This window comes from Achromobacter sp. ACM02, assembly GCF_014851605.1.
GTDB classification, from domain to species: domain Bacteria; phylum Pseudomonadota; class Gammaproteobacteria; order Burkholderiales; family Burkholderiaceae_B; genus Achromobacter; species Achromobacter aegrifaciens.
Window position 1 is genome coordinate 133,701 of the sequence record NZ_JACUZY010000006.1, and the last position, 26,555, is coordinate 160,255.

Annotated in this window: 27 protein-coding genes; 14 read left to right on the plus strand and 13 right to left on the minus strand. The window is 66.3% G+C overall.

Annotated elements, in window-relative coordinates; all coding sequences use genetic code 11:
- The first annotated feature begins 250 nt into the window (after nucleotides 1-250).
- The 4 genes from rplU (at nucleotide 251) to proB (ending at nucleotide 3,378) form a co-directional block, all read left to right on the plus strand.
- Nucleotides 251-562 (plus strand): 50S ribosomal protein L21, encoded by a 312-nt coding sequence (rplU, locus tag IB258_RS19850; protein ID WP_006216228.1) that lies wholly within the window; start codon nucleotides 251-253, stop codon nucleotides 560-562.
- A gap of 34 nt (nucleotides 563-596) precedes the next feature.
- Nucleotides 597-857: a 50S ribosomal protein L27 gene (gene rpmA / locus IB258_RS19855; RefSeq protein WP_006216229.1), complete on the plus strand. Its 261-nt coding sequence runs from the start codon at nucleotides 597-599 to the stop codon at nucleotides 855-857.
- A gap of 191 nt (nucleotides 858-1,048) precedes the next feature.
- Nucleotides 1,049-2,185 carry a GTPase ObgE gene (gene obgE, locus IB258_RS19860; RefSeq protein WP_054457705.1) on the plus strand — a complete coding sequence of 379 codons (1,137 nt, stop codon included), beginning with the start codon at nucleotides 1,049-1,051 and terminating at the stop codon, nucleotides 2,183-2,185.
- 56 nt (nucleotides 2,186-2,241) lie between these two features.
- Entirely contained in the window at nucleotides 2,242-3,378 is a 1,137-nt protein-coding gene (proB, locus tag IB258_RS19865) for a glutamate 5-kinase (RefSeq protein WP_054457706.1), read from the plus strand.
- Here the strand turns inward: proB and IB258_RS19870 are convergent.
- A complete protein-coding gene (locus IB258_RS19870) occupies nucleotides 3,347-4,057 on the minus strand; it encodes a response regulator transcription factor (protein WP_192353096.1) in 711 nt (236 codons plus the stop codon). The genes proB and IB258_RS19870 overlap by 32 nt on opposite strands.
- A gap of 79 nt (nucleotides 4,058-4,136) precedes the next feature.
- On the opposite strand from IB258_RS19870, the gene IB258_RS19875 reads away from it, so the two are divergent.
- The 3 genes from IB258_RS19875 (at nucleotide 4,137) to nadS (ending at nucleotide 5,265) form a co-directional block, all read left to right on the plus strand.
- Nucleotides 4,137-4,589 carry a helix-turn-helix domain-containing protein gene (locus IB258_RS19875; RefSeq protein WP_054457708.1) on the plus strand — a complete coding sequence of 151 codons (453 nt, stop codon included), beginning with the start codon at nucleotides 4,137-4,139 and terminating at the stop codon, nucleotides 4,587-4,589.
- A gap of 81 nt (nucleotides 4,590-4,670) precedes the next feature.
- Nucleotides 4,671-4,973 (plus strand): type II toxin-antitoxin system RelE/ParE family toxin, encoded by a 303-nt coding sequence (locus IB258_RS19880; protein ID WP_192353175.1) that lies wholly within the window; start codon nucleotides 4,671-4,673, stop codon nucleotides 4,971-4,973.
- Between the two features lies 1 nt (nucleotide 4,974).
- Nucleotides 4,975-5,265, plus strand: a complete 291-nt coding sequence (gene nadS / locus IB258_RS19885) for a NadS family protein (protein ID WP_119450206.1) — start codon at nucleotides 4,975-4,977, stop codon at nucleotides 5,263-5,265.
- Between the two features lie 114 nt (nucleotides 5,266-5,379).
- Here the strand turns inward: nadS and IB258_RS19890 are convergent, their stop codons facing one another.
- Nucleotides 5,380-5,940, minus strand: coding sequence for a hypothetical protein (locus IB258_RS19890; protein ID WP_054457711.1), 561 nt, complete (start codon nucleotides 5,938-5,940; stop codon nucleotides 5,380-5,382).
- Nucleotides 5,941-6,312: 372 nt separating this feature from the next.
- Between IB258_RS19890 and thiC the strand changes: the two genes are divergently transcribed.
- Nucleotides 6,313-8,226, plus strand: coding sequence for a phosphomethylpyrimidine synthase ThiC (thiC, locus tag IB258_RS19895; RefSeq protein WP_192353097.1), 1,914 nt, complete (start codon nucleotides 6,313-6,315; stop codon nucleotides 8,224-8,226).
- Between the two features lie 994 nt (nucleotides 8,227-9,220).
- Here the strand turns inward: thiC and IB258_RS19900 are convergent.
- From IB258_RS19900 to gpmA, 7 genes are all read right to left on the minus strand, one after another.
- Nucleotides 9,221-10,633 carry an FAD-binding oxidoreductase gene (locus IB258_RS19900; protein ID WP_175160791.1) on the minus strand — a complete coding sequence of 471 codons (1,413 nt, stop codon included), beginning with the start codon at nucleotides 10,631-10,633 and terminating at the stop codon, nucleotides 9,221-9,223.
- Nucleotides 10,630-11,349 (minus strand): FadR/GntR family transcriptional regulator, encoded by a 720-nt coding sequence (locus IB258_RS19905; RefSeq protein ID WP_175182281.1) that lies wholly within the window; start codon nucleotides 11,347-11,349, stop codon nucleotides 10,630-10,632. Before IB258_RS19905 ends, IB258_RS19900 begins: the two co-directional genes overlap by 4 nt.
- A 102-nt stretch (nucleotides 11,350-11,451) precedes the next feature.
- The gene (locus IB258_RS19910; protein ID WP_175182282.1) at nucleotides 11,452-12,639 is read right to left on the minus strand and encodes a GGDEF domain-containing protein; all 1,188 of its coding nucleotides are present in this window, start codon (nucleotides 12,637-12,639) and stop codon (nucleotides 11,452-11,454) included.
- A 107-nt stretch (nucleotides 12,640-12,746) separates the two neighbouring features.
- The gene (locus IB258_RS19915) at nucleotides 12,747-13,502 is read right to left on the minus strand and encodes a molybdopterin-synthase adenylyltransferase MoeB (protein ID WP_054457716.1); all 756 of its coding nucleotides are present in this window, start codon (nucleotides 13,500-13,502) and stop codon (nucleotides 12,747-12,749) included.
- A complete protein-coding gene (locus tag IB258_RS19920) occupies nucleotides 13,499-14,944 on the minus strand; it encodes a S41 family peptidase (protein ID WP_054457717.1) in 1,446 nt (481 codons plus the stop codon). The genes IB258_RS19915 and IB258_RS19920 overlap by 4 nt, the downstream gene beginning before the upstream one ends.
- A 59-nt stretch (nucleotides 14,945-15,003) precedes the next feature.
- The gene (locus IB258_RS19925) at nucleotides 15,004-16,623 is read right to left on the minus strand and encodes a murein hydrolase activator EnvC (protein ID WP_175213042.1); all 1,620 of its coding nucleotides are present in this window, start codon (nucleotides 16,621-16,623) and stop codon (nucleotides 15,004-15,006) included.
- 7 nt (nucleotides 16,624-16,630) lie between these two features.
- A complete protein-coding gene (gene gpmA / locus IB258_RS19930) occupies nucleotides 16,631-17,383 on the minus strand; it encodes a 2,3-diphosphoglycerate-dependent phosphoglycerate mutase (RefSeq protein WP_054457719.1) in 753 nt (250 codons plus the stop codon).
- Between the two features lie 162 nt (nucleotides 17,384-17,545).
- Between gpmA and IB258_RS19935 the strand changes: the two genes are divergently transcribed.
- The 5 genes from IB258_RS19935 to IB258_RS19955 all read left to right on the plus strand — a co-directional run bounded on the left by IB258_RS19935 (nucleotide 17,546) and on the right by IB258_RS19955 (nucleotide 21,065).
- A complete protein-coding gene (locus IB258_RS19935) occupies nucleotides 17,546-17,968 on the plus strand; it encodes a rhodanese-like domain-containing protein (RefSeq protein ID WP_059378185.1) in 423 nt (140 codons plus the stop codon).
- 51 nt (nucleotides 17,969-18,019) lie between these two features.
- Nucleotides 18,020-18,277 (plus strand): glutaredoxin 3, encoded by a 258-nt coding sequence (gene grxC / locus IB258_RS19940; RefSeq protein WP_054457721.1) that lies wholly within the window; start codon nucleotides 18,020-18,022, stop codon nucleotides 18,275-18,277.
- 39 nt (nucleotides 18,278-18,316) lie between these two features.
- Nucleotides 18,317-18,847, plus strand: coding sequence for a protein-export chaperone SecB (secB, locus tag IB258_RS19945; protein WP_054457722.1), 531 nt, complete (start codon nucleotides 18,317-18,319; stop codon nucleotides 18,845-18,847).
- Nucleotides 18,848-18,941: 94 nt separating this feature from the next.
- Complete coding sequence (locus IB258_RS19950; protein WP_054457723.1) at nucleotides 18,942-20,024, plus strand: NAD(P)H-dependent glycerol-3-phosphate dehydrogenase; 1,083 nt, start codon at nucleotides 18,942-18,944, stop codon at nucleotides 20,022-20,024.
- Between the two features lie 48 nt (nucleotides 20,025-20,072).
- The gene (locus IB258_RS19955; RefSeq protein WP_192353098.1) at nucleotides 20,073-21,065 is read left to right on the plus strand and encodes a tripartite tricarboxylate transporter substrate binding protein; all 993 of its coding nucleotides are present in this window, start codon (nucleotides 20,073-20,075) and stop codon (nucleotides 21,063-21,065) included.
- 50 nt (nucleotides 21,066-21,115) lie between these two features.
- On the opposite strand, the gene IB258_RS19960 is transcribed toward IB258_RS19955, so the two are convergent.
- Nucleotides 21,116-21,586, minus strand: coding sequence for a tRNA (cytidine(34)-2'-O)-methyltransferase (locus tag IB258_RS19960; RefSeq protein ID WP_054457725.1), 471 nt, complete (start codon nucleotides 21,584-21,586; stop codon nucleotides 21,116-21,118).
- A gap of 80 nt (nucleotides 21,587-21,666) precedes the next feature.
- Nucleotides 21,667-22,212 carry a ComF family protein gene (locus tag IB258_RS19965; protein WP_370539845.1) on the minus strand — a complete coding sequence of 182 codons (546 nt, stop codon included), beginning with the start codon at nucleotides 22,210-22,212 and terminating at the stop codon, nucleotides 21,667-21,669.
- A 287-nt stretch (nucleotides 22,213-22,499) separates the two neighbouring features.
- Between IB258_RS19965 and IB258_RS19970 the strand changes: the two genes are divergently transcribed.
- Complete coding sequence (locus tag IB258_RS19970; protein WP_119450202.1) at nucleotides 22,500-23,432, plus strand: methyltransferase domain-containing protein; 933 nt, start codon at nucleotides 22,500-22,502, stop codon at nucleotides 23,430-23,432.
- Between the two features lie 56 nt (nucleotides 23,433-23,488).
- Here IB258_RS19970 and IB258_RS19975 read toward each other — a convergent pair whose 3' ends face one another.
- Together IB258_RS19975 and IB258_RS19980 are read right to left on the minus strand one after the other, a co-directional pair.
- Nucleotides 23,489-24,733 (minus strand): YbdK family carboxylate-amine ligase, encoded by a 1,245-nt coding sequence (locus IB258_RS19975; protein ID WP_054457728.1) that lies wholly within the window; start codon nucleotides 24,731-24,733, stop codon nucleotides 23,489-23,491.
- 308 nt (nucleotides 24,734-25,041) lie between these two features.
- Nucleotides 25,042-26,511: a TrkH family potassium uptake protein gene (locus tag IB258_RS19980; RefSeq protein WP_054457729.1), complete on the minus strand. Its 1,470-nt coding sequence runs from the start codon at nucleotides 26,509-26,511 to the stop codon at nucleotides 25,042-25,044.
- Nucleotides 26,512-26,555 lie beyond the last annotated feature (44 nt).

Genomic DNA, 26,555 nt, shown 5'->3' on the forward strand with positions numbered 1-26,555 from the left:
ACGGCTTTTTGACTTTCTGAAAGTCCCGGGCTAATATTCCGGATTCGGTCAGCAATGCCCGAATTACGTCGGTTGCATTTGCGTCACCCCTCTGGGTGCCAAGGAAGGTTCTACTTTCCCAGGCATCAAGGCCTTTCCCTCTCTTGCCAGGCTCTGGCGCCAGGAGAAGAAAGCGCCCGCCAGAGCGGCAATCCCGCCCAGCAGGGCAGGCAGCGCGGATGAACCCATTTACCTATTTAAGGAATCCCCCATGTACGCGGTCGTAAAAACCGGTGGCAAGCAGTATCGCGTTGCCGCTGGCGAAAAACTCAAGATAGAACAGATACCGGCAGACATTGGGCAAGAAATCACCCTGGACCAAGTGCTGTCCGTGGGCGAAGGCGACCAACTGAAAGTTGGCACGCCCCTCGTCTCCGGCGCAGTGGTCAAGGCAACGGTTCTTGCGCAAGGCCGCCACGACAAGGTCAAGATCTTCAAGATGCGCCGTCGCAAGCACTACCAGAAGCGTCAGGGCCACCGTCAGAACTACACCGAAATCCGCATCGAAGCCATCACGGCTTAAGAAGCGACTCGGTACCACTTAGCAGGAGCTAAACATGGCACAGAAAAAGGGCGGCGGCTCTACGCGGAACGGACGCGACTCAGAATCGAAGCGTCTGGGCGTCAAGGCATTCGGCGGCGAATTGATTCCCGCTGGTTCGATCATCGTGCGTCAGCGCGGCACGCGCTTCCACGCTGGCGTGAACGTCGGCATGGGCAAGGATCACACCCTGTTCGCGCTGATCGACGGCAAGGTTCAATTCGGCTTCAAGGGCGCGTTGAACAAGCAGACCGTTTCCATCGTCGCTGCCGAGTAATCGGACCAGCACGGTCAGCAACGCGGTTCGCCGCGTTCCAGAACGGCAAAAGCCCTGTCGCATGCGGCAGGGCTTTTTTGTTTTAAGCTTTTCCAGATTTCGGGCAGCAGCCGGACGGTTCCGGCCCCTGCCTCCCGGCGGCGCCGAATGACGGCCCCGCCCCACTCCTTACCACTACACGCGCGGACATCATGAAATTCGTAGACGAAGCCACCATCGAAGTCGTCGCCGGCAAAGGCGGCAATGGCGTGGCGAGCTTTCGCCGCGAAAAATTCATTCCCAGAGGCGGCCCGGACGGCGGCGACGGCGGACGCGGCGGCACCATCTACGCCGTGGCAGACCGCAACATCAACACGCTGATCGACTACCGCTATGCGCGCCTGCACCGCGCCAAGAACGGCGAAAACGGCCGCGGCTCGGACCAGTACGGCGCGGCCGCTCCGGACATCACGCTGCGCGTGCCGGTGGGCACCATCATCCATGACGCCGACACCGGCGAAATCCTGTTCGACCTCAACCAGCACGACCAGAAGGTGGTGCTGGCCGCAGGCGGCCAGGGCGGCATGGGCAATATCCATTTCAAGTCGAGCGTGAACCGCGCGCCCCGCCAGTGGACGCCCGGCAAGGAAGGCGAACACCGCTACCTGCGCATGGAACTGAAGGTGCTGGCGGACGTGGGCCTGCTGGGCCTGCCCAACGCCGGCAAGTCCACGCTGATCACGCGCATCTCCAATGCCAAGCCGAAGATCGCGGACTACCCCTTCACCACGCTGCACCCCAACCTGGGCGTGGTGCGCACCTCGCCGTCGCGCAGCTTCGTCGTGGCCGACATTCCCGGCCTGATCGAAGGCGCCTCCGAAGGTGCCGGCCTGGGCCACCTGTTCCTGCGCCACCTGGCGCGCACCCGCGTGCTGCTGCATCTGGTGGACGTCTCCACGCCCGACCCGGACGCGGATCCGGTCGAGCAGGCCGTGGTCGACGCGCGCGCCATCGTCGAGGAACTGCGCCGCTACGATCCGGAACTGGCCGCCAAGCCGCGCTGGCTGGTCCTGAACAAGCTGGACATGGTGCCCGATCCCGAGGACACCAAGCGCCGCTTCCTTGAACTCTACGACTGGAAGGGCCCGGTGTTCGGCATTTCCGGCCTGTCGGGCGAAGGCACGCAAGACCTGATCTATGCGCTGCAGGACTACCTGGACGCCGAACGCGAAAAGGAACACCTGTCGCAAGACCAGGCCGAAGAGAACTATGTCGCGCCGGACCCGCGCTTCGACGACAAGCGCTCGACCGCCGACCAGCGCCCCGCGCCGCGCGGCGACGACGAATAAGCCATAATCGCAGTCCTTACGATTACGCCTTTTTCTCGCCGCAGCCGGCCGCCATCATGTCTGCTGAAACACCCGCCGTTTCCGTCGTCACCAACGCCCAGCGTCTCGTCGCCAAAGTCGGCTCGTCGCTGGTCACCAACGAAGGCCGAGGCCTGGACCGCGCCGCCGTGGCGCACTGGGCCGCGCAGATCGCCGCCCTGCACAAGCAGGGCAAGCAGATCGTGCTGGTCTCCAGCGGCGCCATCGCCGAAGGCATGGCGCGCCTGGGCTGGCGCAAACGCCCGTCGGTCATGCACGAACTGCAGGCAGCCGCGGCCGTGGGCCAGATGGGCCTGTGCCAGGCCTACGAAGCGGCCTTCGCCGAATACGGCCTGCGCACCGCGCAAATCCTGCTGACGCACGAAGACCTGGCCGACCGCCACCGCTACCTGAACGCGCGCAGCACGCTGTTCGCCCTGCTGCGCCTGGGCGTGGTGCCGATCGTGAACGAAAACGACACGGTCGTCACCGACGAAATCCGGCTGGGCGACAACGACACCCTGGGCGCGCTGGTCACCAATCTGATCGAAGCCGACACGCTGATCATCCTGACCGATCAACGCGGCCTGTACGACTCCGATCCGCGCAAGAATCCCGACGCCAAGTTCATGTCGCATGCCCAGGCAGGCGACCCCGCGCTGGAAGCCATGGCCGGCGGCGCGGGCAGCGGCATCGGCACCGGCGGCATGCTGACCAAGGTGCTGGCGGCCAAGCGCGCGGCGCATAGCGGCGCGCATACCGTCATCGCATCGGGCCGCGAGCGCAATGTGCTTACGCGCCTGGCCCAGGGCGAGTGCATCGGCAGCGAATTGCGCGCCGTGCTGCCCGTGTGGTCCGCGCGCAAGCAATGGCTGGCCGATCACCTGCGCCTGCGCGGACGCGTGGTGCTGGATGACGGCGCCGTGCAGGCGCTGCTGCGCGAAGGAAAGAGCCTGCTGCCCATCGGCGTGACCGAGGTGGAAGGCGAGTTCGGCCGTGGCGACGTGGTCGCCTGCGTGGACGGCCAGGGCCGAGAATGCGCCCGTGGCCTGATCAACTATTCATCGGCCGACACCCGCCGCATCCTGCGACAGCCTTCGTCGCAGATCGCGCGCATCCTGGGCAGCATGACCGAACCCGAACTCATGCATCGGGATAACCTGGTAGTACTCTGAGACCCTGCTCTCTTGCGGCGCCTTCGGGCAGCAGGATGTAGCCCCATCCCCGCACCGCAAGCACGGGCAAGTCGATATTGAGGCGGCGCGCCTTGCTGCGCAGCCGCGACAAGAGCACATCCACCCGCCGCGCCCCTTCCATGGACTTGCGCGTACCGGCAGGGAAAAAACATTCCCGGCGCAGGCAGTAGCCCGGCGCGCTCAACAAGCGGACAAAAAAAGCGCGCTCGGTGACCGTCAACGGCAGGAACTCGCCAGCCGGTCCCGCCAGTGCGCCCACGTGCGGGTCTAGTCGCCAAGGCAAGGCGGTGGACGGCGCGCGCCGGTACAGATTGCGCAGCAGAGCATCCCATTCCAGCGCGTCCATGCCCGCAGGGGTACAGACGTCCGCCCCCGCATCCAGCGCGGCAATGCGATCCGACGCGCTGGCATCCGCGGCCTGCCACAGCACCGCCGCAGCGGGCGCCGCCCGGCGCAGCATGGCGATGAGGCCAGGCACGCCCTTAATACCTCCCAAAAGTACCAGGGCATCAGCGCCCTGCGCCTGCAAGTGTTCCAATACGGCAGCGGACGAATCGAACACGCGGACCTGCCAACGCATCAGACGCAAAGCCTCGGCGAAATCCTCGCGCGCCGTTGCGTCGAGCCGTACGACGAAGACGCTGCCTCGTTGCTCCATGCGCTCACCTTTGATAAATATCACTTAAGTAATATTTATAACCACCAAAGCGCGTGACCAGCAAGCTTCAATCGCCGGTGTGAAAACATTCTCAGACCGACTGAAGCATGCGCGCCTGCTGCGTGGCCACACGCAGAAAGACCTCGCTCGTCTTGCGCGCATTTCGCAAAGCGCCATCGGCAGCTACGAAAGCGGCCTGCGGCACTCAAGCCGCTCGGCCCGCAAGCTGGCACAGGTCTTGAAGGTCGAGGTCGAATGGCTGGAAACCGGCAAGGGCCCGCTGGAACTTCCCGTGGAAGGCTACGACCTCAGCAACACGCTGCCCGCGCCTGGCGTGGCCGAACCCGTGCCGCGTCCCGGCGGCCGGCCGCGTCCGATGGCGCCCTGGCCCTTCCCCAACATTTCGCCTTCGCAGTTCGAATCGCTCACGGCCGACGACCGCCTGATCCTTGAATCGATCACGCAGGCCTACATCGAAAAAACCATCCTCGTCCGTCGCGGCGCCAAGACGCGCGGCCGCAAGCTGGGCTGATCGCAAACTATCTTTGCCGGCCTCGCGCAAGCGCGCGCCCGCCAAGCGCATCCCAGTGACAGATATCGCGCAGTAGCTCCCCTGCCTCCCGGTAAAGCACGTAGGCAAATCACGTCCCTGCTGCCAGATGATGGTTATCGTGAATTGCAGCAAATGCTGCTGGAGGATCCCGCCTGCGGCCATGTGATTCCTGGCGGAGGCGGCATACGAAAGGTGCGCCACGCGCGGCCGGGAATCGGCAAGAGCGGGGGGATACGGGTGATCTATTACTGGCTCACCGATGACGACCAGATTCTGATGCTGTTGGCCTACCCAAAGAACTTGCGGGACAACTTGAGCTCAGCGGAACTTTCTGAACTGCGGGCGTTGGTAAAGGACTTGTGACATGGACAGGCAGTTATTCGCCGATTTGAAGGCGAGTCTCAAAGAAGCGGCAGCGATACGCAAGGGAGAGACGCGTCCTTCGAGAATATCCACGCTTGATCCTCTGGATGTGAAGCGGGTGCGCGAACAGACCAAGCTGTCTCAAGCTGAGTTTGCGGCGGCGTTGCAGGTCAGCGTTCGCACCTTGCAAAACTGGGAGCAAAAGCGCCGGTCTCCTACCGGACCAGCTGCTGCTCTGCTGAAAGTCGTGGCCAACGAGCCTGAGATCGCGCTACGCGCCCTGCACCGTTAGGCGCATGGGACCGCGCAAAAGACGCCAAGCCCTCATCCACCCTCCCCCGCGCATTGTGCGCGGCCATGAAAAAGCCCGGCATGCCGGGCTTTTTTGTCGCTTGCTGTGCTCTGTTCAGGGCTTGGCAGCAGGAGCCGGAGCGGCGCCGCCAGCCGGCGGCACGGCAGCGTCGCCGCGGATCTTGGCGGCGATTTCCGAGGCGGCCTGGGCCGAGGCCACGCCAAAGGCCAGCACGCCGCGGTTCAGCGGTTCGCCGATCAGCGGAGCGGCGACCAGTTCCTGGTCGATCACGAGCGCCAGCATGTTGCCGACGTTCTTGGTGCTGACGTCATTGAGCTTGCGGGCGCCGGCTTCCGAGAAGCGCAGGCCGACGAAGTTCTGACCCTGGCGGTCCACCAGCGCGGCGGCGTCGGTGAGGTCGGCGCGCGTCAGGACGGGCACGGTCTGCATGTAGAGCTTGCCGTCAGGCAGCGCAATTTCGCGCATGCCTGCGCCAGGCTGCTTCTGCGCCAGGTAGAAGTCCACCGAGGCCGCGGCTGCCGGCTTGGCGGCCTCTTGGCCTGCTTGCGGCGTGGCGGTGTCGCCAGACGTCTTAGTCGGGGCGGTCTTGCAACCCGCTAGCGCCAACGTCACGACTACCAGGGCGGGCGCCAATTTGCGTAGGGTCAGTTGCATGCTCGTTTCCTTCTTAATGTGGACTAAGACCAGGCGATGCACTTCATCCCCGGCACTGGGAAAAGTGTACCGAACCTGAATGACGGTGTCGCCATAGTCTGAATCCAATTGTAAAGCGGTAATACCAGCTCCCGCCTGCTCCGGCCGACGCGGCGCAGCAGCCGCGCGATTCGTCGGAACGCGCGCCAGCCTCTATACTTCGCTTTCGCGCAGGGGTACTCGTCCCGCCTACATGGCCGGACGTGTTGAGAGAGTCCCTTCGTACCAGTACGGATAATGCCGATGCTGGGAGCCGTATTCCCGCCATGCGTCTTTGCGCGCGCGGCGGGAATTCCTTCCCGATCGGCTCCAACCACTCGCTTGGAGCTTTCCATGAACGCCAATCCCAAATTCCTGGCCGCTACCGCCGAAGTCGACGCGGCGGCCGTCGCACCGCTGCCCAAATCCCGCCGCGTGTATGAAGTGGGCTCGCGCCCCGACATCCGCGTGCCGTTCCGCGAGATCGAGCAGGACGATACGCCGACGATGTTCGGTGGCGAGAAGAACCCGCCGCTGACGGTCTATGACTGCAGCGGCCCCTACACCGACCCCGAAGCCAAGATCGACATCCGCCGCGGCCTGCCCGAACTGCGCCGCGGCTGGATCGAAGAGCGCGGCGACACGGAAGTGCTGTCGGGCCCGACCAGCGACTACGGCAAGGAACGCCTGACCGATCCCAAGCTGACGGCCATGCGCTTTGACCTGCAGCGTCCGCCGCGCCGCGCCAAGTCGGGCGCCAACGTGTCGCAGATGCATTACGCGCGCCGCGGCATCATCACGCCAGAAATGGAATACGTGGCGATCCGCGAAAGCCTGCGCCGCGAACACTACCTGCAGACGTTGCGCGAAAGCGGCCCCGATGGCGAAAAGATGGTCAAGCGCCTGCTGCGCCAGCATCCCGGCCAGTCCTTCGGCGCCTCGATTCCCGCGGCCATCACGCCCGAGTTCGTGCGCGACGAGATCGCGCGCGGACGTGCCATCATCCCCGCCAACATCAACCACCCTGAAGTGGAGCCGATGGCCATCGGCCGCAACTTCCTGGTGAAGATCAACGCCAACATCGGCAACTCCGCCGTCAGCTCCGGCATCGGCGAGGAAGTGGAAAAGATGACCTGGGCGATCCGCTGGGGCGGCGACACGGTCATGGATCTGTCCACCGGCAAGCACATCCACGAAACGCGCGAATGGATCATCCGCAACTCGCCCGTGCCGATCGGCACCGTGCCGATCTACCAGGCGCTGGAGAAGGTCGACGGCAAGGCCGAGGACCTGACCTGGGAGATTTTCCGCGACACGCTGATCGAGCAGGCGGAACAGGGCGTGGACTACTTCACCATCCACGCGGGCGTGCGTCTGCCGTTCATCCCGATGACGGCCGACCGCATGACCGGCATCGTCTCGCGCGGCGGTTCGATCATGGCCAAGTGGTGCCTGGCGCACCACAAGGAAAGTTTCCTGTACGAGCGTTTCGAGGAAATCTGCGAAATCATGAAGGCCTACGACGTCAGCTTCTCGCTGGGCGACGGCCTGCGCCCGGGTTCGGGCTACGACGCCAACGACGAGGCGCAATTCGCCGAGCTGAAGACGCTGGGCGAACTGACGCAGGTGGCGTGGAAGCATGACGTGCAGGTCATGATCGAAGGGCCGGGTCACGTACCGATGCAGATGATCAAGGAAAACATGGAGCTGCAGCTGGAACACTGCCACGAGGCGCCGTTCTACACGCTGGGCCCCCTGACCACCGACATCGCCCCCGGCTACGACCACATCACCTCGGGCATCGGCGCAGCGCTGATCGGCTGGTACGGCACGGCGATGCTCTGTTATGTGACGCCCAAGGAACACCTGGGCCTGCCGAACAAGAAGGACGTGAAGGACGGCATCATCACGTACAAGATCGCAGCCCACGCAGCGGACCTGGCCAAGGGCCACCCGGGCGCGGCAATCCGCGACAACGCGCTGTCCAAGGCGCGCTTCGAGTTCCGCTGGGACGACCAGTTCAACCTGGGACTGGATCCGGACACGGCCAAGGAATTCCACGACGAAACGCTGCCGAAGGATTCGATGAAGGTGGCGCACTTCTGCTCGATGTGCGGACCGCATTTCTGCTCCATGAAAATCACCCAGGACGTGCGGGATTATGCGGCGGCTCAGGGGGTTAGCGAGAAGGATGCGTTGCAGAAAGGGATGCAGGAGAAGTCTGTGGAGTTCGTTAAGAAGGGAGCCGAGGTTTATCATCGGCAGTGATGTTTTTGCTGCTGCGTGTGCGTTGAGTTCTTGAGGCGCACGGCGCGGCAGTGGCCTGCCGGGCGCGGGGCAACGATTGCGGTCCGAAGCCTTCGCTCCGGACTGCCCCGTCGTCATCGTCGTCCAGGCCTACGGCCTTCCCTTCCGATTCCCTCGGGCTTATCGACGCCCCGCACCCGGCAGGCCACTGCCGCGCCGTGCTCTGTCTGTTGAATTTTCACGATCGCCGAGACGAGCTGTTTGCTTGGCGTTTTCGCCACCGGCGGGGGTGGGCGAGGATCTTGCGGGGCCCGCCCCCGGCCGGCCGCGCGGGCGGCCTTTGGGGGCTTACGCGGTGTCTCGCGTCGAAGGATGACGCTGCGCGCTGGTGTTGAGTGCGTGGAGATGGGCAGGACGGGGGAGTGTGTAAGGGTCCGGCCGTGAGCTACTTGTGCTGGACGCTGGGGTTCTTACTTGATGCTTCACCCATCCCACGGAAGCGTCATGAGGCGGCAAACGTTCGTCATTTCAACTCCGCCGCCGGATGGGCGGCGCGCGAGAGGATCCGCGTGCGCAAGCTTCTGTCCAACGCGCGCCGCCCATCACCGCCCCCCAAAAAACGGCGACAACCACTAGCAAACCGCTCGTCGCATTCGCGCCAGCGCACCCATCACGACGCAAGCAAGCGCGCATGCTCATTGCGGCCGCCCGGGCGGCCGCAATGAGCGGGCCCCGCAAGACTCGCCACTGAACACGGCTCTAGCAACGCAACAAGCCAAGACGCAGATAGCACGGCGGTGCGGGCGGCATGGCGGCGAGCAACCTCGATGCGCCCGAGGGAATCTGAAGGAACCGCCGAAGGCGGTGACGAAGATGACGAAGGGGCAGTCCGGAGCGAACGCTCCGGACCGCAATCGTGGGCGCTCGCCGCCATGCCGCCCGCACCGCCGTGCGGCCTACGAAGCTTCGCTCATGCACACCGCCGAAGCCCCGCTCAAAAACAACCCAAAAAAAACTACAGCAACTTCCCCGGATTCATAATCCCCGCAGGATCCAATACAGCCTTGATTTCCCGCATCAACCGCAACTCCAGCGCGTCCTTGCTATGCAGGAAATGATCCCGCTTCAGCTGCCCGATCCCGTGTTCTGCCGAAATGCTCCCGCCATAGCGATTGACCTCGTCCAGCACCGCATCAGTGATCGCCGCCCCATGCACCGCCACCCAGTCGCGATCGGCTCCGGCCGGGCGCGACAGGTTGTAGTGCAGGTTGCCGTCGCCGAAGTGGCCGAAGATGAAGGGGCGGATGTCCGGGTACAGCGCGCGCACGCGGGCCTCGGCGGATTCCATGAAGTCGGGAATGCGTTCGATCGGCAGCGACACGTCGTGCTTCAGGTGCGGGCCGTCGGCGCGTTGGGCTTCGGAGATTTCCTCGCGCAGCTTCCACAGCGCCTGCAATTGCGCCAGCGACGCCGACACGGCTGCGTCCAGGCACAGGCCGCGTTCCAGCGCCGTGCCGATCACGTTTTCAACAAGGCCATTGAGCGCGGCCTCATCGGCCGTGTCCGCCAGCTCCACCAGCACATAGGCCGGATAGCGCTGGTCAAAAGGTTCCTGCACACCCGCGGCGTGCGCCAGCACCAGATCCAGGCAGTCGCCCGAGAAGTACTCGAACGCCTGCAGCCGCGCACCGCATTGTTCGAACAGGATCTCGAACAGTTGCAGGGCCTGCGCCGGCGACTCGACGGCGGCCAGCACCACCGAGCGCACATCAGTGCGCGGGAACAGCCGCAAGGCGACGGCGGTAATGACACCCAACGTGCCTTCGGAGCCGATCAGCAATTGCTTGAGGTCATAGCCGGTGTTGTCCTTGCGCAGCGTGCGCAGGCCGTGGAAGATCTCGCCCGTGGGCAGCACCGCTTCCAGGCCCAGCACCAGTTCGCGCGCCATGCCATAACGCACCACGTTCACGCCGCCGGCGTTGGTGGCGACGTTGCCGCCGATCTGGCTGGAGTCTTCCGCGGCCAGGCTCAGCGGCAGCAGGCGGCCGGCGTCCTGCGCGGCACGGCGCAAATTGCCCAGGATCGCGCCCGCCTCGGCCACCATGGTGTTGGCGATGGTGTCGATGGAGCGCACGGCGTTCATGCGGTCCAGGCTCAGCACCACATTGCCCGCGGCGGCATCCGGCGTGGCCCCGCCGCACAGGCCGGTGTTGCCGCCGCGCGGCACTACCGGCACGCCTGCCTCCTGGCACAGCGCCAGGCAAGTGGCGACCTCGGCGGTTGTGCGCGGGCGCACCACCGCCTGCGCGTTGCCCTTGTACAGGCCGCGCCAGTCGGACAGCCAGGGCGCAATGTCGGCCTCGGCGGTGATGACGGTATCGGGGCCCAGGGCCTGGACCAGGCGTTGCGTAAAGTCGGATGCGCTCATGATGTCTGCCTTGCGGCGGGAGAGAGGAGATCGAGTTGCAGGCGGCTGGCCGCCTGTTGCAGATGGCGGGCGGCGGCGTGCCGCGCCCGTTCGGGATCGCGCGCGCGGATGGCCTCGAACACGGCCACGTGCTCCTGGTGCACGGCGGCCGTCAAACCGGCCTGCAGGCGGCTGTTGCTGCGCGCAGTGCTGACCGCCAGCCTGAGCTGCAGGTTCAGATACTGCAACAGGTCCTGGTAGCAGCTGTTGTGCGTGGCGGCGGCAATGGCGCGGTGAAAGGCGATGTCGTGCTCCACGCCCTGCTCCGGGTCTTCCAGATGCGATCCCAGGTCAGCCAGGGCGCGCGCCATGGCGGCCAGGTCAGCATCGTCGCGCCGCAGCGCAGCCAGCGCGGCCGCGCCGCCTTCCAGCTCCATGCGCAATTCGTAGACCCCGGCCAACTGCTTGCGGTCCACGGCGATGCCGGCGGACAGCTGGAAGCCCTGCGCGCCCGTGCGCGACAACACGGTGCTGCCGGAACCCTGCCGGCTCTGGATCAGACCCTGGGCTCGCAGGCGTTCGGTGGCCTCGCGGATGACCGCGGCGCTGACGCCGTATTGCTCGGCCAGCACGCGGCCCGCCGGCAGCTTTGCGCCGACGGGATAGGCGCCCCCGGCGATGTCGGCGGCGATCTGGCGGGCGACCTGTTCGGTCAGGGTGAGGCTCTTGGTCAGCATCCGGGCATTATAGGCACACTTCTCAGGTTATCTGATAACTTTTTAGAAAGAAGCCGCTTCCAGATCGGGTTCAGGCTTGATGGATTACGCGAAGCGGGCGGATCAGGCGACGGCGGGTTCGTCGTCCCGGACGGTCTTTTCGGCCTCATCCGCCCCGGCCACCGCGCAACAGCGGCCGCCCTGCGCCTTGGCCCGGTAGAGGGCGGCATCGGCGGAATGCAAGGCAGCTTCCGGACTGCGGTTGGCGCCGGACACAATGGAAATGCCGATGGACAGGCCGACACTGACCCGCGTGCCATCCGCCAGCGTGATCGGCTGGGAAGCGTCATGCAGCAGGTGCTCGCCCAGCCGTAGCGCGGCCGTGGCGTCAATGCCGGTCACCAGCACGATGAACTCGTCGCCACCAATCCGCGCGGCCACGTCGTCCACCCGCAACATGGAGCGCATGCGCTGGGCGATGGTCATCAGCACCTGGTCGCCGGCAGCATGGCCGTAGGTGTCGTTGATGAGCTTGAAGTCGTCCATGTCCATGTACAACAGCGCCGCAGAACTGTCCTGGCCGCGCGCGCTGGCGCAGACGCGCTCCAGCGCGGCCTGCAGGCCGGCGCGGTTGGCCAGGCCGGTCAGCGCGTCTTCGCTGGCGCGACGTTCGCTGTCGCGCTCGGCCAGCATGGTCGACACCAGGATGCGGTTGAGCCGGTGCGAGGCGACACTCATGCTGACCAGGTAGAACGGAATCTGGATGAAGACGATGGCTGTGACGTATTCGCCGGTGAAGGCCGCGCCCAGGCACATCGGCCCCAGGCTCAGGAAGATCATGGCGCCGACCAGCCGCGGCGCGCCGTAGTTCCGGAAGCAGATGCCGCCGGCCATGGCCCCGCAGGACACGCCGGCCAGGGTGGCGGCCAGCCAGTCACCGTTGATGAAGGTGACGAAGACGCCGTAGCCCACGCTGAACGCCCACAGCAGCGCCAGCAGGATGTAGATATCGGTATGGGTATTGCCGCCCTTGGGCGCGGCGCGCAAGGCGGACCGCAGGATCAGCACGCGGACCAGGGCCAGTATCACCTCCATCGCCAGCCAGGACAGGTACAGCGGCTCGGGGCGGCGCCAGGCGACCACGCCGGAGATCATGAGGGTGTTGATGACGCCGCCGGCAAAAATGGGCAGCGTGCCGAACAAGCTGGCGATCAGGGCCGAACGGATGTCCGCAGGGGTGTCGTGCCCGGAATGCGTCAGCCAACGCGTCAGGCGCCATTTGGGCAAACTGAACTTCAGTGCTGTATCCACGCGGTCACGTCCCTGGCCATCTACCCGCTTTCGGGTAGGCTGGCTGGCGTTATAGCAGGTATTTCAAGCCTTTAATATTGTCCGCGGGGCCAATCCCGGGCAGGAAATCAGTGCCCGCGATGGCCGCAGACGGCGCATTCCGGGTCGCGCTGGACGTTGACGCTGCGCCATTGCATGGTGCGCACGTCCAGCCACAGCAGGCGGCCGGACAGGCTTTCGCCCACCCCGGACAGCAGTTTCAGGGCCTCTGCGGCCTGCATGCTGCCGATGATGCCGACGACCGGGGCGAACACGCCCATCGTGGCGCAATTGGCTTGCTCGACGTCGTCCGCTTCCGGGAACAGGCAGTGGTAACAGGGCGCGTTGTCGTCGCGCAGGTCATAGACGCTGACCTGGCCGTCGAAGCGTATGGCCGCGCCCGATACCAGTGGCTTGCGGTGCTGCACGCAGGCGCGGTTGATGGCGTGGCGGGTGGTGAAGTTGTCGGTGCAGTCCAGCACCAGGTCCGCCTGGGCGACGGCGTCGGACAGGGCCTGGCCTTCCAGCCGCTCGACGCGGGCATGGACCCGAGTCTGCGGATTGAAGGCCGCCAGCATGTCCCGCCCCGACTCGGCCTTGTGGCGGCCGACGCTGGCGGTGGTGTGCAGGATCTGGCGTTGCAGGTTGCTCAGCTCGACGACATCGTCATCGGCCAGGGTGATGTCGCCCACGCCGGCAGTGGCCAGATAGAGCGCGGCGGGGGAACCCAGTCCGCCCGCCCCCACGATGAGCACACGCGCCGCCAGCAGTTTTTCCTGCCCTTCGATTCCCAGCTCGTCGAGCAGGATGTGGCGGGCGTAGCGCAGCAGTTGCTCGTCGTTCATTTGTCCTTGCTGGGCTCGACTCCGGTCGGCGTGATCTTCATGCGCTGGGGCGTACCACCGCCGGCCTTGGCATCAGCCTTGGCCTGGGCGCGGGCCGAACCCTTCTGCACCGGCTTGCCGGCCAGCACGTTCAGGGCCTGTTGCAGCTGGAAGTCGTCCTTGCCGCCGAATTCGAACACCTTGGCCGGCACATCGGCGTTGTCTTCGCCGGCGCTGGACTTCACTTCGTTGGCCGTCTGCTGGTTGGACAGGTGGCGCTGCAGGTCGGCTTCGCGCGGCAGGCGGAACAGGTCGCCTTCGGCGGTGTCGGCCACGACGTAGTCGGGTTCGATGCCGGTGGCCTGGATCGAGCGGCCGCTCGGGGTGAAGTAGCGGGAGGTGGTCAGCTTGACCGCAGTGGTTTCGGACAGCGGCAGGATCACCTGCACCGAGCCCTTGCCGAAGGTGCGGTTGCCCAGGACCTTGGCGCGCTTGTGGTCCTGCAGCGCGCCGGCCACGATCTCGGACGCCGAGGCGGAGCCCACGTTCACCAGCACCACCATCGGCACGGTCTTGGTCCAGGCCGGCAGGCCGGCCAGGTAGTTGCTTTCGCCGCGGGCGTATTCCGAAGGCGTGGCCAGGTACTTGTGGCGGGCGTCCGGAGTACGGCCGTCGGTGGTCACCACCACCGAGTCGGGCGGCAGGAACGCGCCGGACACGCCGATGGCGCTGGTCAGCAGGCCGCCCGGGTCGTTGCGCAGGTCCAGCACCAGGCCCTTGGGGGCTTCCTTGGCGCCGAGGTCCTTCAATTGCTTGGCCAGGTCGGCGCCGGTCTTTTCCTGGAACTGGGCGACGCGGACGTAGCCGATGCCGTTGTCCAGCATCTTGCTGCGCACGCTGCGCACCTTGATGATGTCGCGCACGATCTTCAGCACGATGGGCTGCGGACGGTCGGCGCGCATGATGGTCAGCGTGATCGGCGACTTGGGCGCGCCACGCATCAGCTTGACGGCATCGTTGAGCGTCATGCCCTTGGTGGGCGTGTCGTCGATCTTGATGATGAGGTCGCCAGCCATCACGCCGGCACGGGCCGCGGGCGTGTCTTCGATGGGCGAGATGACCTTCACGAAGCCGTCTTCCGCGCCGACCTCGATGCCCAGGCCGCCGAACTCGCCTTGCGTGGCCGTCTGCATTTCGCGGAAGGCGTCGGCGTCCAGGTAGGCCGAGTGCGGGTCGAGGTTCGACACCATGCCGGAGATGGCATTGTCGATCAGGGTCTTGTCGTCGACGGCCTCGACGTAGTTGTTCTTGATGGCGGCGAACACATTGCTCAGCTGCCTGAGTTCGTCCAGTGGCAGAGGGCTGCCGCGCTGGGCGACCGCGGTCACGCCTACGCTGAGCAACACACCAGCCACCGCACCGATGGCAATCAGACCGAAACCGCGAAACTTACGAGTGCCCATGCACACTTCCCGAATTTTGTTTTCGCCGATGGGGTTTGGTAATTACCAACGACATCAATCTACTGCGCCAGCCATTGTGCCGGATCCACAGGAGCGCCACGATGGCGAATTTCAAAGTATAGGCCGGATTCCACTTGGCCGCCGGTCGCCCCGACCGTGGCGATGGTATCGCCACCCGTCACCGAATCTCCCACCCGTTTGAGCAGACTTTGGTTGTAAGCATAGACGGTCAGGTATTGCTGCCCATGATCCACAATGATGAGGTTGCCAAAACCCCGCAGCCAATCGGCGTAGACCACCGTGCCGGGGGCCACCACCTTGACCGGCGTGCCTTCGGCCGCGCGCAGCACCACGCCGCGCCATACGCCGCCATCCGGACGGTCGACCCCGAAGCGCCCCTGCACCTGGCCGCGCACCGGCATGGACAGCCCGTGGCGCAAGCCGTTGCCGCCGCCCACCGCCGGCGCGGCGCGCGCGGTCTGGGTTTGCTGCGCAGGCTCGCTACGGCTTGGAGCGGGTTTTTCCTCTATAGGTTCCGCCTTCCTGGGCGGTTCCGCGGGCTTGGTCTGAGGCGGCGGTTCGGGCGTGGTCAGCCGGGATTGCTTCTGCTCGGCCGGGCGCAGTCCGGCGGCATCCGGGTCGGCCACGGCCACGGGACCGCGGTTCTGGCGTGAGGCGGCTTCGACCTGTTCGCGCGCCTGGGCGGCATCGCGGGCGTCACGGGCGTCGCGCTCGCGCTTGGCGTTGTCGGCGGCCTGCTTGGCATTGTCTGCGGCCAGCTTGCGGTCAGCCTCGGCCTTCTTGCGGGCCTCGTCGGCGGCGCGGCGCTCGGCGTCGGCGCGTTTTTTGGCTTCCTCGGCGGCGCGGCGCGCTTCTTCCGCGCGACGCACTTCCTCGGCCCGCTTGCGCGCTTCCTCGGCGCGGCGGGCGTCCTCGATCTGCTTGGCGATGGCCGCGTCCAGATCGGTGATGAGCCGCGACAGGCGCTGATCATCTCGGCCCAGCTTGTTGGCTTCGGCGCGCTGGGCGGCGATCTGCCCTTCCAGCTGGGCCAGCAGCGTAGCGCGCTCTTTTTGCTGACCGACCAGCGCGGTCTTCTGCTCGGAGGTCTCGGCCACGACTTTTTCGATTTCCGCGCGGCGGGCGTCGGCGCGTCCCTGCAGGGCGGCCAGGCGCTCGATGTCCTCGCGCAGGGCCTGCACGGCCTGGGCGCGGGCCTGCGACACATAATCCAGATAGCCCAGGTTGCGCCCCAGCACCTGGGGATCGTCGCCCGACAACAGGGCGGTCCAGGGCGACAGGCCGCTGGTGTACTGGGTGCGCAGCTGTTCGGCCAGTTCGGTGCGGCGCTTGGCCAGCACCGCCTGCTGGGCGCCGATCTGCTTTTCCAGGCCGGTCAGGTCGGCCTGCGCCTGGCGGTTGGCCTCGGCCAGCTCCCGCAGGCGCAGATTGATCTTGGAAATCGCCGACTCGGACTGCTTGAGCGAGTCGGCGGCTTCCTTGCGGGCAGCCTCGCGGTCATCGATATCCTTTTGCAGGTTCTCGATGCGGTCGCGCAAGGCGGCCTGCTGCTTTTCCGCGTCGGACTGGCGGCCGGCAAGGTCGTTGGGCGCGGCGCGAGCCGACAGCGCCCCACCGGTCAACATGACCGCCAACAACAACCCTGCCGCGCGACGCATAGGAATATCAGTCCTTCTTAGCCTTGCCCTGGGCTGCCACCGCAGCCATGGCCGCCTCGATCTCGGCGGCATCGCCCAGATAATAGTGGCGGATCGGGCGCAGGTCATCATCCAATTCGTACACCAGCGGCTGGCCGGTGGGAATGTTCAGGTTGACGATGTCTTCGTCCGACACGTTGTCCAGGTGCTTGATCAGGGCGCGCAGGCTGTTGCCATGGGCGGCGATCAGGACATTGCGGCCGGCGCGGATGGCCGGAGCGATGGATTCGTTCCAGAACGGCAGCACGCGGGCTACGGTGTCCTTCAGGCATTCGGTGGCGGGCAGCTGGTCGGCCGGCACCTTGGCGTAGCGCTTGTCGAAACGCGGGTGGCGTTCGTCGTCCAGCGCCAGCGGTTCCGGGGCGATGGCGTAGGCGCGGCGCCAGATCAGCACTTGCTCGTCGCCGTACTTGGCGGCGGTTTCGGCCTTGTTCAAGCCTTGCAGCGCGCCGTAGTGACGTTCGTTCAGGCGCCAGGTCACGCCGACCGGGGTGTACATGGCGTCCATGGCGTCCAGGGCGATCCACAGGGTGCGGATGGCGCGCTTGAGCAGCGACGAGTAGGCCAGATCGAAGGTGAAGCCTTCTTTCTTGAGCAGTTCGCCGGCCTTGCGGGCCTGTTCGCGGCCGGTCTCGGTGAGGTCGACGTCGGTCCAACCGGTGAAGCGGTTTTCCAGATTCCACTGGCTTTCGCCGTGGCGCATCAGAACGAGTTTGTGCATGATTTGGGACGCTTGTAACGCGGGTTAAAGTGAAGGAATGCGCTCATTTTATAATTGAGCGATTTTGCCCTTGATTTTGCCCCGGCGCACCCGCCCATTTCTGCGGCGCGGCGCATCAGGGTTCGCCTATACCAGGCTAGTCGCCGCACTTCAGGATGCCCCGTGGACCTTTTGCAATTCTTGATCGATAAAAACAACGTCTTCATCGTCGCCGTTGCCGTGATCTCCGGCATCATGCTGGCCATCCCCGCCCTGCGCAAAGGCCGCACCGGCTCGGCCGTGAGCACGACCGAAGCCATCCAGATGGTCAACCAGCGCCAGGCCGTATGGGTCGACGTCCGTCCCGCCGAACAGTTCCAGGCGGGCCACATCGCCCAAGCCCGCAACGTGCCGGCGGCCGATCTGGAGCAAAAGGCCGCCTCGCTGCCCAAGAACAAGCCGCTGGTCGTGGTTTGCGACAATGGCCGCGATTCTGCCCGCGCCGCCGCCAAGCTGCGCGCCCAGGGTTTCGCCGATGTCGTGCCGCTGGAAGGCGGCATGCGCGCCTGGTCGGCCGCCAGCCTGCCCGTGACCCAGAAGGGTTGAAGCCTGGGGCCGCGCCCCCATCTACCTATTCTTGTACTCACAGGAGCGCCCATGAATAAAGTCGTCATGTACAGCAAGGACTATTGTCCCTATTGCGCCCGCGCCAAAGCCCTGCTGGAGCAGCGCGGCGTGACCGACCTGGAAATCATCCAGATCGACCGGGACCCGTCCCAGCGCGACGTCATGATCGAACGCACCGGCCGGCGCACCGTCCCGCAGATCTTCATCGGCGATACCCACGTCGGCGGTTGCGACGACCTGATGGCCCTGGACCGCTCGGGTGGCCTTGCCCCCATGCTGGCCAGCTAAATCGCCCCCTTTTTGCCCCTCCCACCAACGGAAACACTCATGGCTGATCAAGACCAAAACACCCAGCAAGAAGGCGGCAACGCGCCCTCGTTCAATCTGCAGCGCGTCTACCTGAAAGACCTTTCGCTGGAAATGCCGAATGCGCCCCACGTCTTCCTGGAACAGGAAGCGCCCCAGGTCGAGGTAAGCATCACCGTGGGTGGCCAGCGCCTGGCTGAAACCGTGTTCGAAACCACGGTTACCGTCACCGTCACCACCCGCATCAATGAAAAGGTCGTGTACCTGGTCGAAGGCACGCAAGCCGGCATCTTCGAGGCCGCCAACATCCCCGAAGAACAGCTCGACCCGCTGCTGGGCATCGTCTGCCCGACCATGCTGTACCCCTACCTGCGCGCCAACATCGCCGACGCGATCACCCGCACCTCGATGCCGCCGCTGCACCTGACCGAAGTGAACTTCCAGGCCCTGTACGAGCAGCGCCTGGCCGAGCTGCAACAGCAGCAAAGCGCCGCCAACGGCAACGGCAGCGACTCGGGCATCATCCTGCCCCCCGGCGCGACCCGCCAGTAAAGCAGCCGCGGCGTCCAATGAAAAGAGCCCCCACGCTGCGCCTTCGGCTTGCTGCCCCCCGTGGGGGCGCTTTTCATCTTGAGGCGGCTCGGCGATGAAAAATCCCATCGAGCCACGCCTGCGCGTCGCCGTCCTGGGTGCGGGAAGTTGGGGCACCGCGCTGGCGGCGGCTGCCAGCCGCCGCCACGCCACCGTACTCTGGGCGCGCGATGCCGCGCAGGCCGCCGACATGGCCGCCTCGCACGAAAACGCGCGCTACCTGCCGGGCATCGCCCTGCCGCAGGCACTGAATATCTCCTCCGATCTCGACGCCACGCTGCGCAGCCTGCAAGAAGACGGCGCGCGCCGGCTGATCGTGCTGGGCGTGCCCGTGGCCGGCTTGACCGCCATCTGCGGCGAGCTGTCCCGCCGGCTGCCCGCGCTGGGATTGCAGGACACTCCCATCGTCTGGACGTGCAAGGGCTTTGAAGCCGACACGGCCAGGCTGCCCCATGAAATCATGCGCGAGGCCCTGCCTGGCGCCACCGGCGGCGCATTGTCGGGCCCCTCGTTCGCGCGCGAAGTCGCGCAGGGCCTGCCGGTCGCGCTGACCGTGGCCAGCGACAGCCCCGCCTTGCGCGATGCCACCACTGCCGCCTTCCACGGCGCGGCGCTGCGCGTCTACGCCAGCACCGACCTGGTGGGCGTGGAAGTGGGCGGCGCGCTGAAAAACGTGATCGCGGTCGCCTGCGGCATTGGCGACGGCCTGGCCCTGGGCACCAATGCCCGCGCCGCGCTGATCACCCGCGGCCTGGCCGAGATGACCCGCTTCGGCGTGGCGCTGGGCGCGCAGGCCGAGACCTTCGCCGGGCTGACCGGCCTGGGCGACCTGGTCCTGACCGCGACAGGCGAGCTGTCGCGCAACCGCCGCGTGGGCCTGGAGATCGGCGCCGGGCGCAAGCTGGCCGACATCCTGGCCAGCGGCATCACGGCCGAAGGCGTGCGCTGCGCGCGCGCCGCGCTGGACCGCGCCCGCGCCATCGGGGTCGAACTGCCCATCACCGAAGCCGTCTGCGCCGTGCTGTTCGACGGCGTGGCCCCAATGACGGCCGTGTCCGCCCTGTTGGCGCGCGACGCCCGCTACGAAAGCGGGATAGCCAGCCAGCCGGACGCGTCGCCGGACAACCGGCCCCGCTGAGCCGCCCCAAAAACAAATACCACGCACAACCCCGAGGAGACATCCTTCATGACGCAAACCCGCAAGTTCCGGGTCGGCCCGCTGCTACGCGGCCTGTGCCTGAGCCTGGCCGCCATCCTGCCCGCCGCCGCCCATGCCGACTGGCCCGACCGTCCGATCCACATGGTCGTGCCCTTCCCGCCCGGCTCGTCGCCCGACATCCTGGCGCGCACCATCTCGGAACCGCTGTCGCAGGCGTTGGGCCAGCCCATCGTGATCGACAACAAGCCGGGCGCCGGCGGCAACATCGGCACGCGCATCGTGTCGCAGGCCAAGCCGGACGGCTACACGCTGCTCTACACGATCAACGGCCCGCTGGTCACCGCCCCCACGCTGTACAAAAAGACGCTGGGCTATGACCCGCTGCGCGACCTGCAGCCGGTATCCCTGGTGGGCACCAGCCCCAACGTGCTGGTCGTGCCCAGCAGCCTGAAGGTCGATAACGTCAAGGACTTCGTCACGCTGGTGAAAGGCCGCGGCAATTCGCTTAACTACGGTTCCGTGGGCCCGGGCAGCTCGGCTCATCTGGCGATGGAAATGTTCAAGGAAAGCGCCGGCGTGGACCTGGCGCACATCCCCTATTCCGGCTTCCCGCAGGTCATCTCGGCCATCATCGGCGGCGATGTCCAGGCCGGCTTCATGGTGCCCGCCATCGCCGTGCCCCAGGCCCGCGACGGCAAGGTGAAGCTGCTGGCCGTGACCAGCCTGCAGCCCAGCGAGGCGCTGCCGGGCGTGCCGACGATGGCATCCCAGGGCTATCCGGACTTTGAAGCAATTTCCTGGAATGCCGTGCTGGTTCCCGCCGGCACGCCCACGCCCATCGTCGAACGGCTCAACAGCGAGCTGGCGCGCATCATCGGCAGCGATGCGGTGCGCAAGCAGCTGGCGCTACAGTACTTCACGCCCGCGCCGTCCACGCCCGAAGCCCTGACCGCCCGCATCAAGAATGAAAAGGCGCGCTGGGACCAGGTGATCGAGAAGCTGAATCTGTCGCTGGATTGATTGCAGCCCAGCCGTGACGGGCCAGGCGCGCCGGCTTCAGCGCGCCCCCGTCACACTCCCCCTTCATACCCCTGCTGACGCCAGGCCTCGAACACCGTCACGGCGACGGCATTCGACAGGTTCAGGCTGCGTTGGCCAGCGCGCATCGGCAGGCGCAGGCGCTGCTGGGGCGGGAACATCGCCTGATGTTCTTCCGACAGGCCCGACGTTTCGCGGCCGAATACGAACACGTCGCCCGGCTTGAAGCCGATATCCGCCACGCTGCGTTGCGCATGCGTGGTCAGCGCGTAGATGCTGGACGGCGCGGCGCCGGTATCGGCCAAAGCCTCCTCCAGCGTGTCGTGCACGCGGACGGGCTGCCATTCGTGGTAATCCAAGCCGGCGCGGCGCATGCGGGCGTCGTCGAGCTCGAAGCCCAAGGGACGAACCAAGTGCAATTGCGCGCCCGTATTGGCGCACAGGCGGATGGCGTTGCCGGTATTGGGCGGGATTTCGGGACAAACAAGGATGACGTGGAACATGGCGCTAGGGACTCGGGACGGCTTGCGGCGGAAACGTCGCCGCGCACCGGGAATTGTCGCCGATTTACCTGGGGGCCGGCTCAGGGCGTGCGCGCCGCCACCAGCACCGTGACATCCGCAGCTCCTGCTGCCAGCAGCGCAGCGGCGGCCGCGTTGGCGGTGCTGCCGGTGGTCATGACGTCGTCCACCAATAGCAGCTGCCGGCCGCGCACGTCGCCCACGCAATAAAACAGGTTTTGCGCCCCGAGCCGGCGGGCCTGGCGGCCCTGCGCGGTCTGCCGGGGCGTCTCGCGCCGGCGCCGCAGCAGCCCGCGCGCCAGCTGCAGCCCCAGCTCCGCCGCCAGGCTGCGTGCAATTTCGCCGGCCGGATTCATGCCGCGCTGGCGCAGCGATGCACGGCTGGCGGGAACGGGCACCAGCAAGGCGCCGTCCGACGCAGGCCCGTCGCGGGCCACGGCAGCCGCGATCATCCGGGCCAGCACCGGCGCCATGCTGAGGCGCAGCCGGGTCTTCAGCATCAGGATCAGGGTGTCGGCGGGCGGCGCGTAGTCAAAGGCGGCAATCGTGCGCGAAAACGTCCGGGGCGCGCCCAGGCAGGCGGCGCAGTGCGGCGCATCCGGGCGCAACCGCAGGGCGCAACGAGGACAGCGTGGCGCTGCAGGGCGACGCGCGACCACCCCACTATCGGCCCGGCGGAGAGCATCGCCGCAGATATCCGCCTCGCAGCCCGCGCAAAGCCTAGCACCCGCCACCCGGGCGCCGCACAAGGGGCAGTCGCAACCGACGCGCGACAGCAGCCACCGCCCCATGACCCGTAGGGGCAATCGGAAGCCGCGGCCGGGATGCGCAATAATGGATGCCATCCCTCATGAAACCATGATCCGCCCGCGTTGCAGACGCGGGTGCGACCGAAATGTCCCTGCCAGAATCCGCAACGCTCCCCTCCCTGCCCATCGTCAGCGCCGACGTGCCCCGGCAATTCGCCCGCCGCGGCGACCTGGCCGAGGCCCAGTTCCTGTACGGGGAAATCGCCCGCCGCATGCTGGGCCGCCTGCAATACATCCGGGTCCAGCCGCAAGCCATGCTGGACGCGGGCTGCGGCGCGGGCGACAACCTGCCGCTGCTGCGTGAACGCTATCCCGACGCCGCCTATACCGGGCTGGACAACTGCGAACCGCTGCTGGAACAGGCGCGCAAGCGCCATGCCCCTGCCGGCCTGTCGGCCTGGATCGGCAAGCTGGCGCGCCGCGGCCCGGCCGCCCCTGCCTTCGTCAACGCCGACCTGGCGGCGACGGGCCTGGCGCCCGAATCGCTGGAACTGGTGTGGTCCAACCTGGCCATGCACTGGCACCGCGCTCCGCACGCCGTGCTGGCGGAATGGCGGCGCATCCTGAAAGTGGGCGGACTGGCGATGTTCTCCTGTCTTGGGCCGGCCACGCTGCGGGAACTGCGCCAGGCCCTGGACGACGCCGGCCTGCGCACGGCTACGCCGTCCTTCGTGGACATGCATGATTTCGGCGACCTGCTGGTGGAAAACGGCTTCGCGGATCCGGTCATGGACCAGGAGATCCTGACCCTGACCTACCGCAGCCCGGAAAAGCTGCTGCAGGACGTACGCGCGCTGGGCGGCAACCCGGCCGAAGGCCGGCGCGGCGGCCTGGTGGGCCGCGACTGGCGCGATCGCCTCGGCGCCGCGCTGGAAGCGCAGCGCCGGCCCGACGGCCTGATCGTGCTGAGTATCGAAGTCGCCTACGGCCACGCCTGGCGCGCCGCGGCGCATCGCACCGTGGCCGGTGAAACCCGGCTGTCGGTCAGCGCGATTGGCGGCCGGCACCGCGCGCCCTGACCTGGGCCGCAGGCTGACCGGCAGAGCCGGCGCTTTGCGGGCGCCGGCCTTCCCGTCTAGTGCAGGCGTTCCGGCATCGGCACGCTGACCCCGGGCTCGGAAGCCGGCAACGCCGACATGGGCTCGGAGGTTGCACGAATGCGGCGCCTCAGGACCGCCGTCGGTTCTGCGGGCCCTACGCCGGGCGAAGCCACGCCGCGCCAGGCGTTCGACATGGCCTCCACCACCAGCGGCAGGTCGCGCAAGCGGTGGAACTGGCTGCGCAGCCAGCGGGAATCGTTGCCGCTGCGCATGGATTCATCGCGCAGGGCGGCGATCATGTCGCCCGTGCCCAGCTCTTCAGCCACCGGCATCAGGCGCTGGAACAGGTTGCGCAGGTGGTCCATCAGCCGCAGGCGCTGGCCGTCCGGCGTCACGTAGCTGCCCTGCAGGCCGAAGCGGCAAGCCTGGAAGTGATTGCTGCGGTAGGACAGCCAGGCGCCGTCGCCGGGATCGCCCTCGCGCATCAGCAGCACCGCCAGGGCCTGGGCAAAGGCCGCCAGCTGGCAGGCCCGTTCGACCGTCAGCGGCGTGTCGCACACGCGGATTTCGACCGTGCCGAATTCCGGCTTGGGGCGGATGTCCCAGTACAGGTCCTTGATGCTTTCCGCCAGGCCATAGGCGCGCAGCTGCGCCAGATGGGCCTCGAACTGGTACCAGTCCTTCACCTCGGGCGGCATGTGCCCGGCCAGCGGGAAGCTGTTGACCGCGTTCAGGCGCGAGCACGAGAACAAGGTGTCCACCCCCTCGCAATAGGGCGACGAGGCCGACAGGGCGATAAAGTGCGGCACATAGGGCGACAGGCGGCGCAACAGTTTGATGGAATCGTCGCCGCTCTTGACGCCCAGGTGGATGTGCTGGCCGAAGACCGTAAATTGACGCGCCAGGTAACCGTACATTTCGGCCAGGTACTGGAAGCGCGGGGTGTCCGAAATGGACCGTTCCTGCCAACGCATGAAGGGGTGGGCGCCCCCGCCAGCGACCGATACGCCCACGGCGTCCGCCGCTTCGATCAGGGCGTCGCGCATTTCGCGCATCTCGGCCAAGAGGCCCATGGGGTGCTCGTGCACCGAGGAATTCAGTTCAATCATGGACCGCGTGATTTCCGGTTTAACGCGGTCGGCGATGGGGTGGTTGGCCATTTGGGCCAGCAGCTCGTCCGAGGCTGCGGTCAGGTCAAAACTGCGCGGGTCTATCAGTTGCAGCTCGAGCTCGATGCCCAGGGTGTTGGGGGCCGACGAAATGAACGGGATCTGTTCCATCTCGGACTCCTTTCTGAATGTTTGATGAGGGTGTGCGCCGTTCGACCTTGAAGCCCGGAAACAGCCCGGGGGGCACTAGACGGCAGCTTGTGCACGCATGATAGCCGCTGTTTTGTGGCAAGAAGATGGAAAATCGTGACATTTATGTGCAACATCACGAAGCAATCGGTTTTTCCCTGTGAAGGAAAGTGAGCGAGCGCTCACGGCATAGAAATGGCGCGGCCTCCCGGGCTGCGGCAGCCGGAAAGCAAGCGCTCAAGGGGCTTTCAAGAGGGGGTGGGACAACCCTTATAAGGGTTATCCCTTATCTATTTCCGCCAGAAAATAGGGGTGAACAACACCAGCACCGTCAGCAGTTCCAGGCGCCCGATCAGCATCGCGAAGGTGCAGACCCAGATCTGGAAATCGGACAGGACGGCGAAGTTGCCCATGGGTCCGACGGGCCCCAGGCCTGGTCCGGTGTTGTTGACGCTGGCGAAGACGGCCGAGAAGGCGGTGATCGGATCCAGGCCGGACAGGAGCAGCAGGCTGGTGAAAACGGCGATGGAAAGGCCGTAGAACAGCATAAAGGCCAGCACCGACGACATGGTGCGGGTCTCGACCGCGCGGCCATTGATGCGCACCGGGCTGACCGCGTGCGGGTGCAACATTGTGACCAGCTCATTGCGCGCCTGCTTGACCAGCAGGATCGCCCGGATCATCTTGATGCCGCCCCCGGTCGACCCGGCCGACGTGGCGAAGCCCGACAGCAGCAGCATGGTCAGCGGGGCGAACAGCGGCCATTGCGCGAAGTCGGTATTGGCGTAGCCCGTGGTGGTCGCCATGGAAATCGTGTTGAACATGCCGTAGCGCAGCGCCTGCAGCGGGTCTTCATAGACCCCTTTCAGGAACAGGAACACCGAGATGACCAGCCCGACTCCCAACACCACCACCAGATAGGGGATCGCCTCCGGACACCGCACGTAGGCGCGCGCGCTGCGCTGGCGGAAGGCGTTGAAGTGGGTGGCGAAGTTGATGCCTGCGATCAGCATGAACACCATCGCCACCATTTCCACCGCGACCGAATCGAAATGGGCGAAGCCGTCATCCCAGGTCGAAAAGCCGCCCAGGCCCATGGTGGTGGCCATGTGGCACCAGGCCTCGAACCACGACAGGCCGACCGCCCGGTAGGCCAGGAAGCACAGGATGGAGAACACGAAATACACCGCGTACAGCGCCTTGGCGGTGCTGGCGATGCGCGGCGTGAGCCGCTCGTCCTTCATCGGTCCGGGGGTTTCCGCCCGCACCACCTGGTGCCCGCCGACCCCGAGCAGGGGCAGAATGGCCACGGCCAGCACCAGGATGCCCATGCCGCCGATCCAGATCAGCGTGGCCCGCCACAGGTTGATCGACGCGGGCAAGGTGTCCAGATTGGTCAGGACGGTGGCGCCGGTGGTGGTCAGGCCCGACATGGCCTCGAAATAGGCGCCGGTAAACGACAGCGGCAAGCCGGCGCCATGGAAGTAGAGCAGCAGCGGAATGGCCGCCAGCAGGGGCAGGCCCGCCCACACGGCCGACACCAGCACGAAGCCGTCGCGCGCCCGCAACTCGCAGCGGGCGCGGCGCGTTATCGCGGCCAGGCCGCCGCCTATGCCCACCGAGATCAGGAACCCGTCCAGGAAGGCCTCGCGCGCGCCGTCGCCGCCCACGTAGGCGACGGTCAGCGGGATCAGCATGGTGAGCGCGAACATCACCATCGTCAGGCCCAGGATGTAGAGAGTGCCCAGGACGCGCTTCATGGAGCTATCCGGCCGCGCGCGGCCCGCGCAGAAGGAAGGAGGCG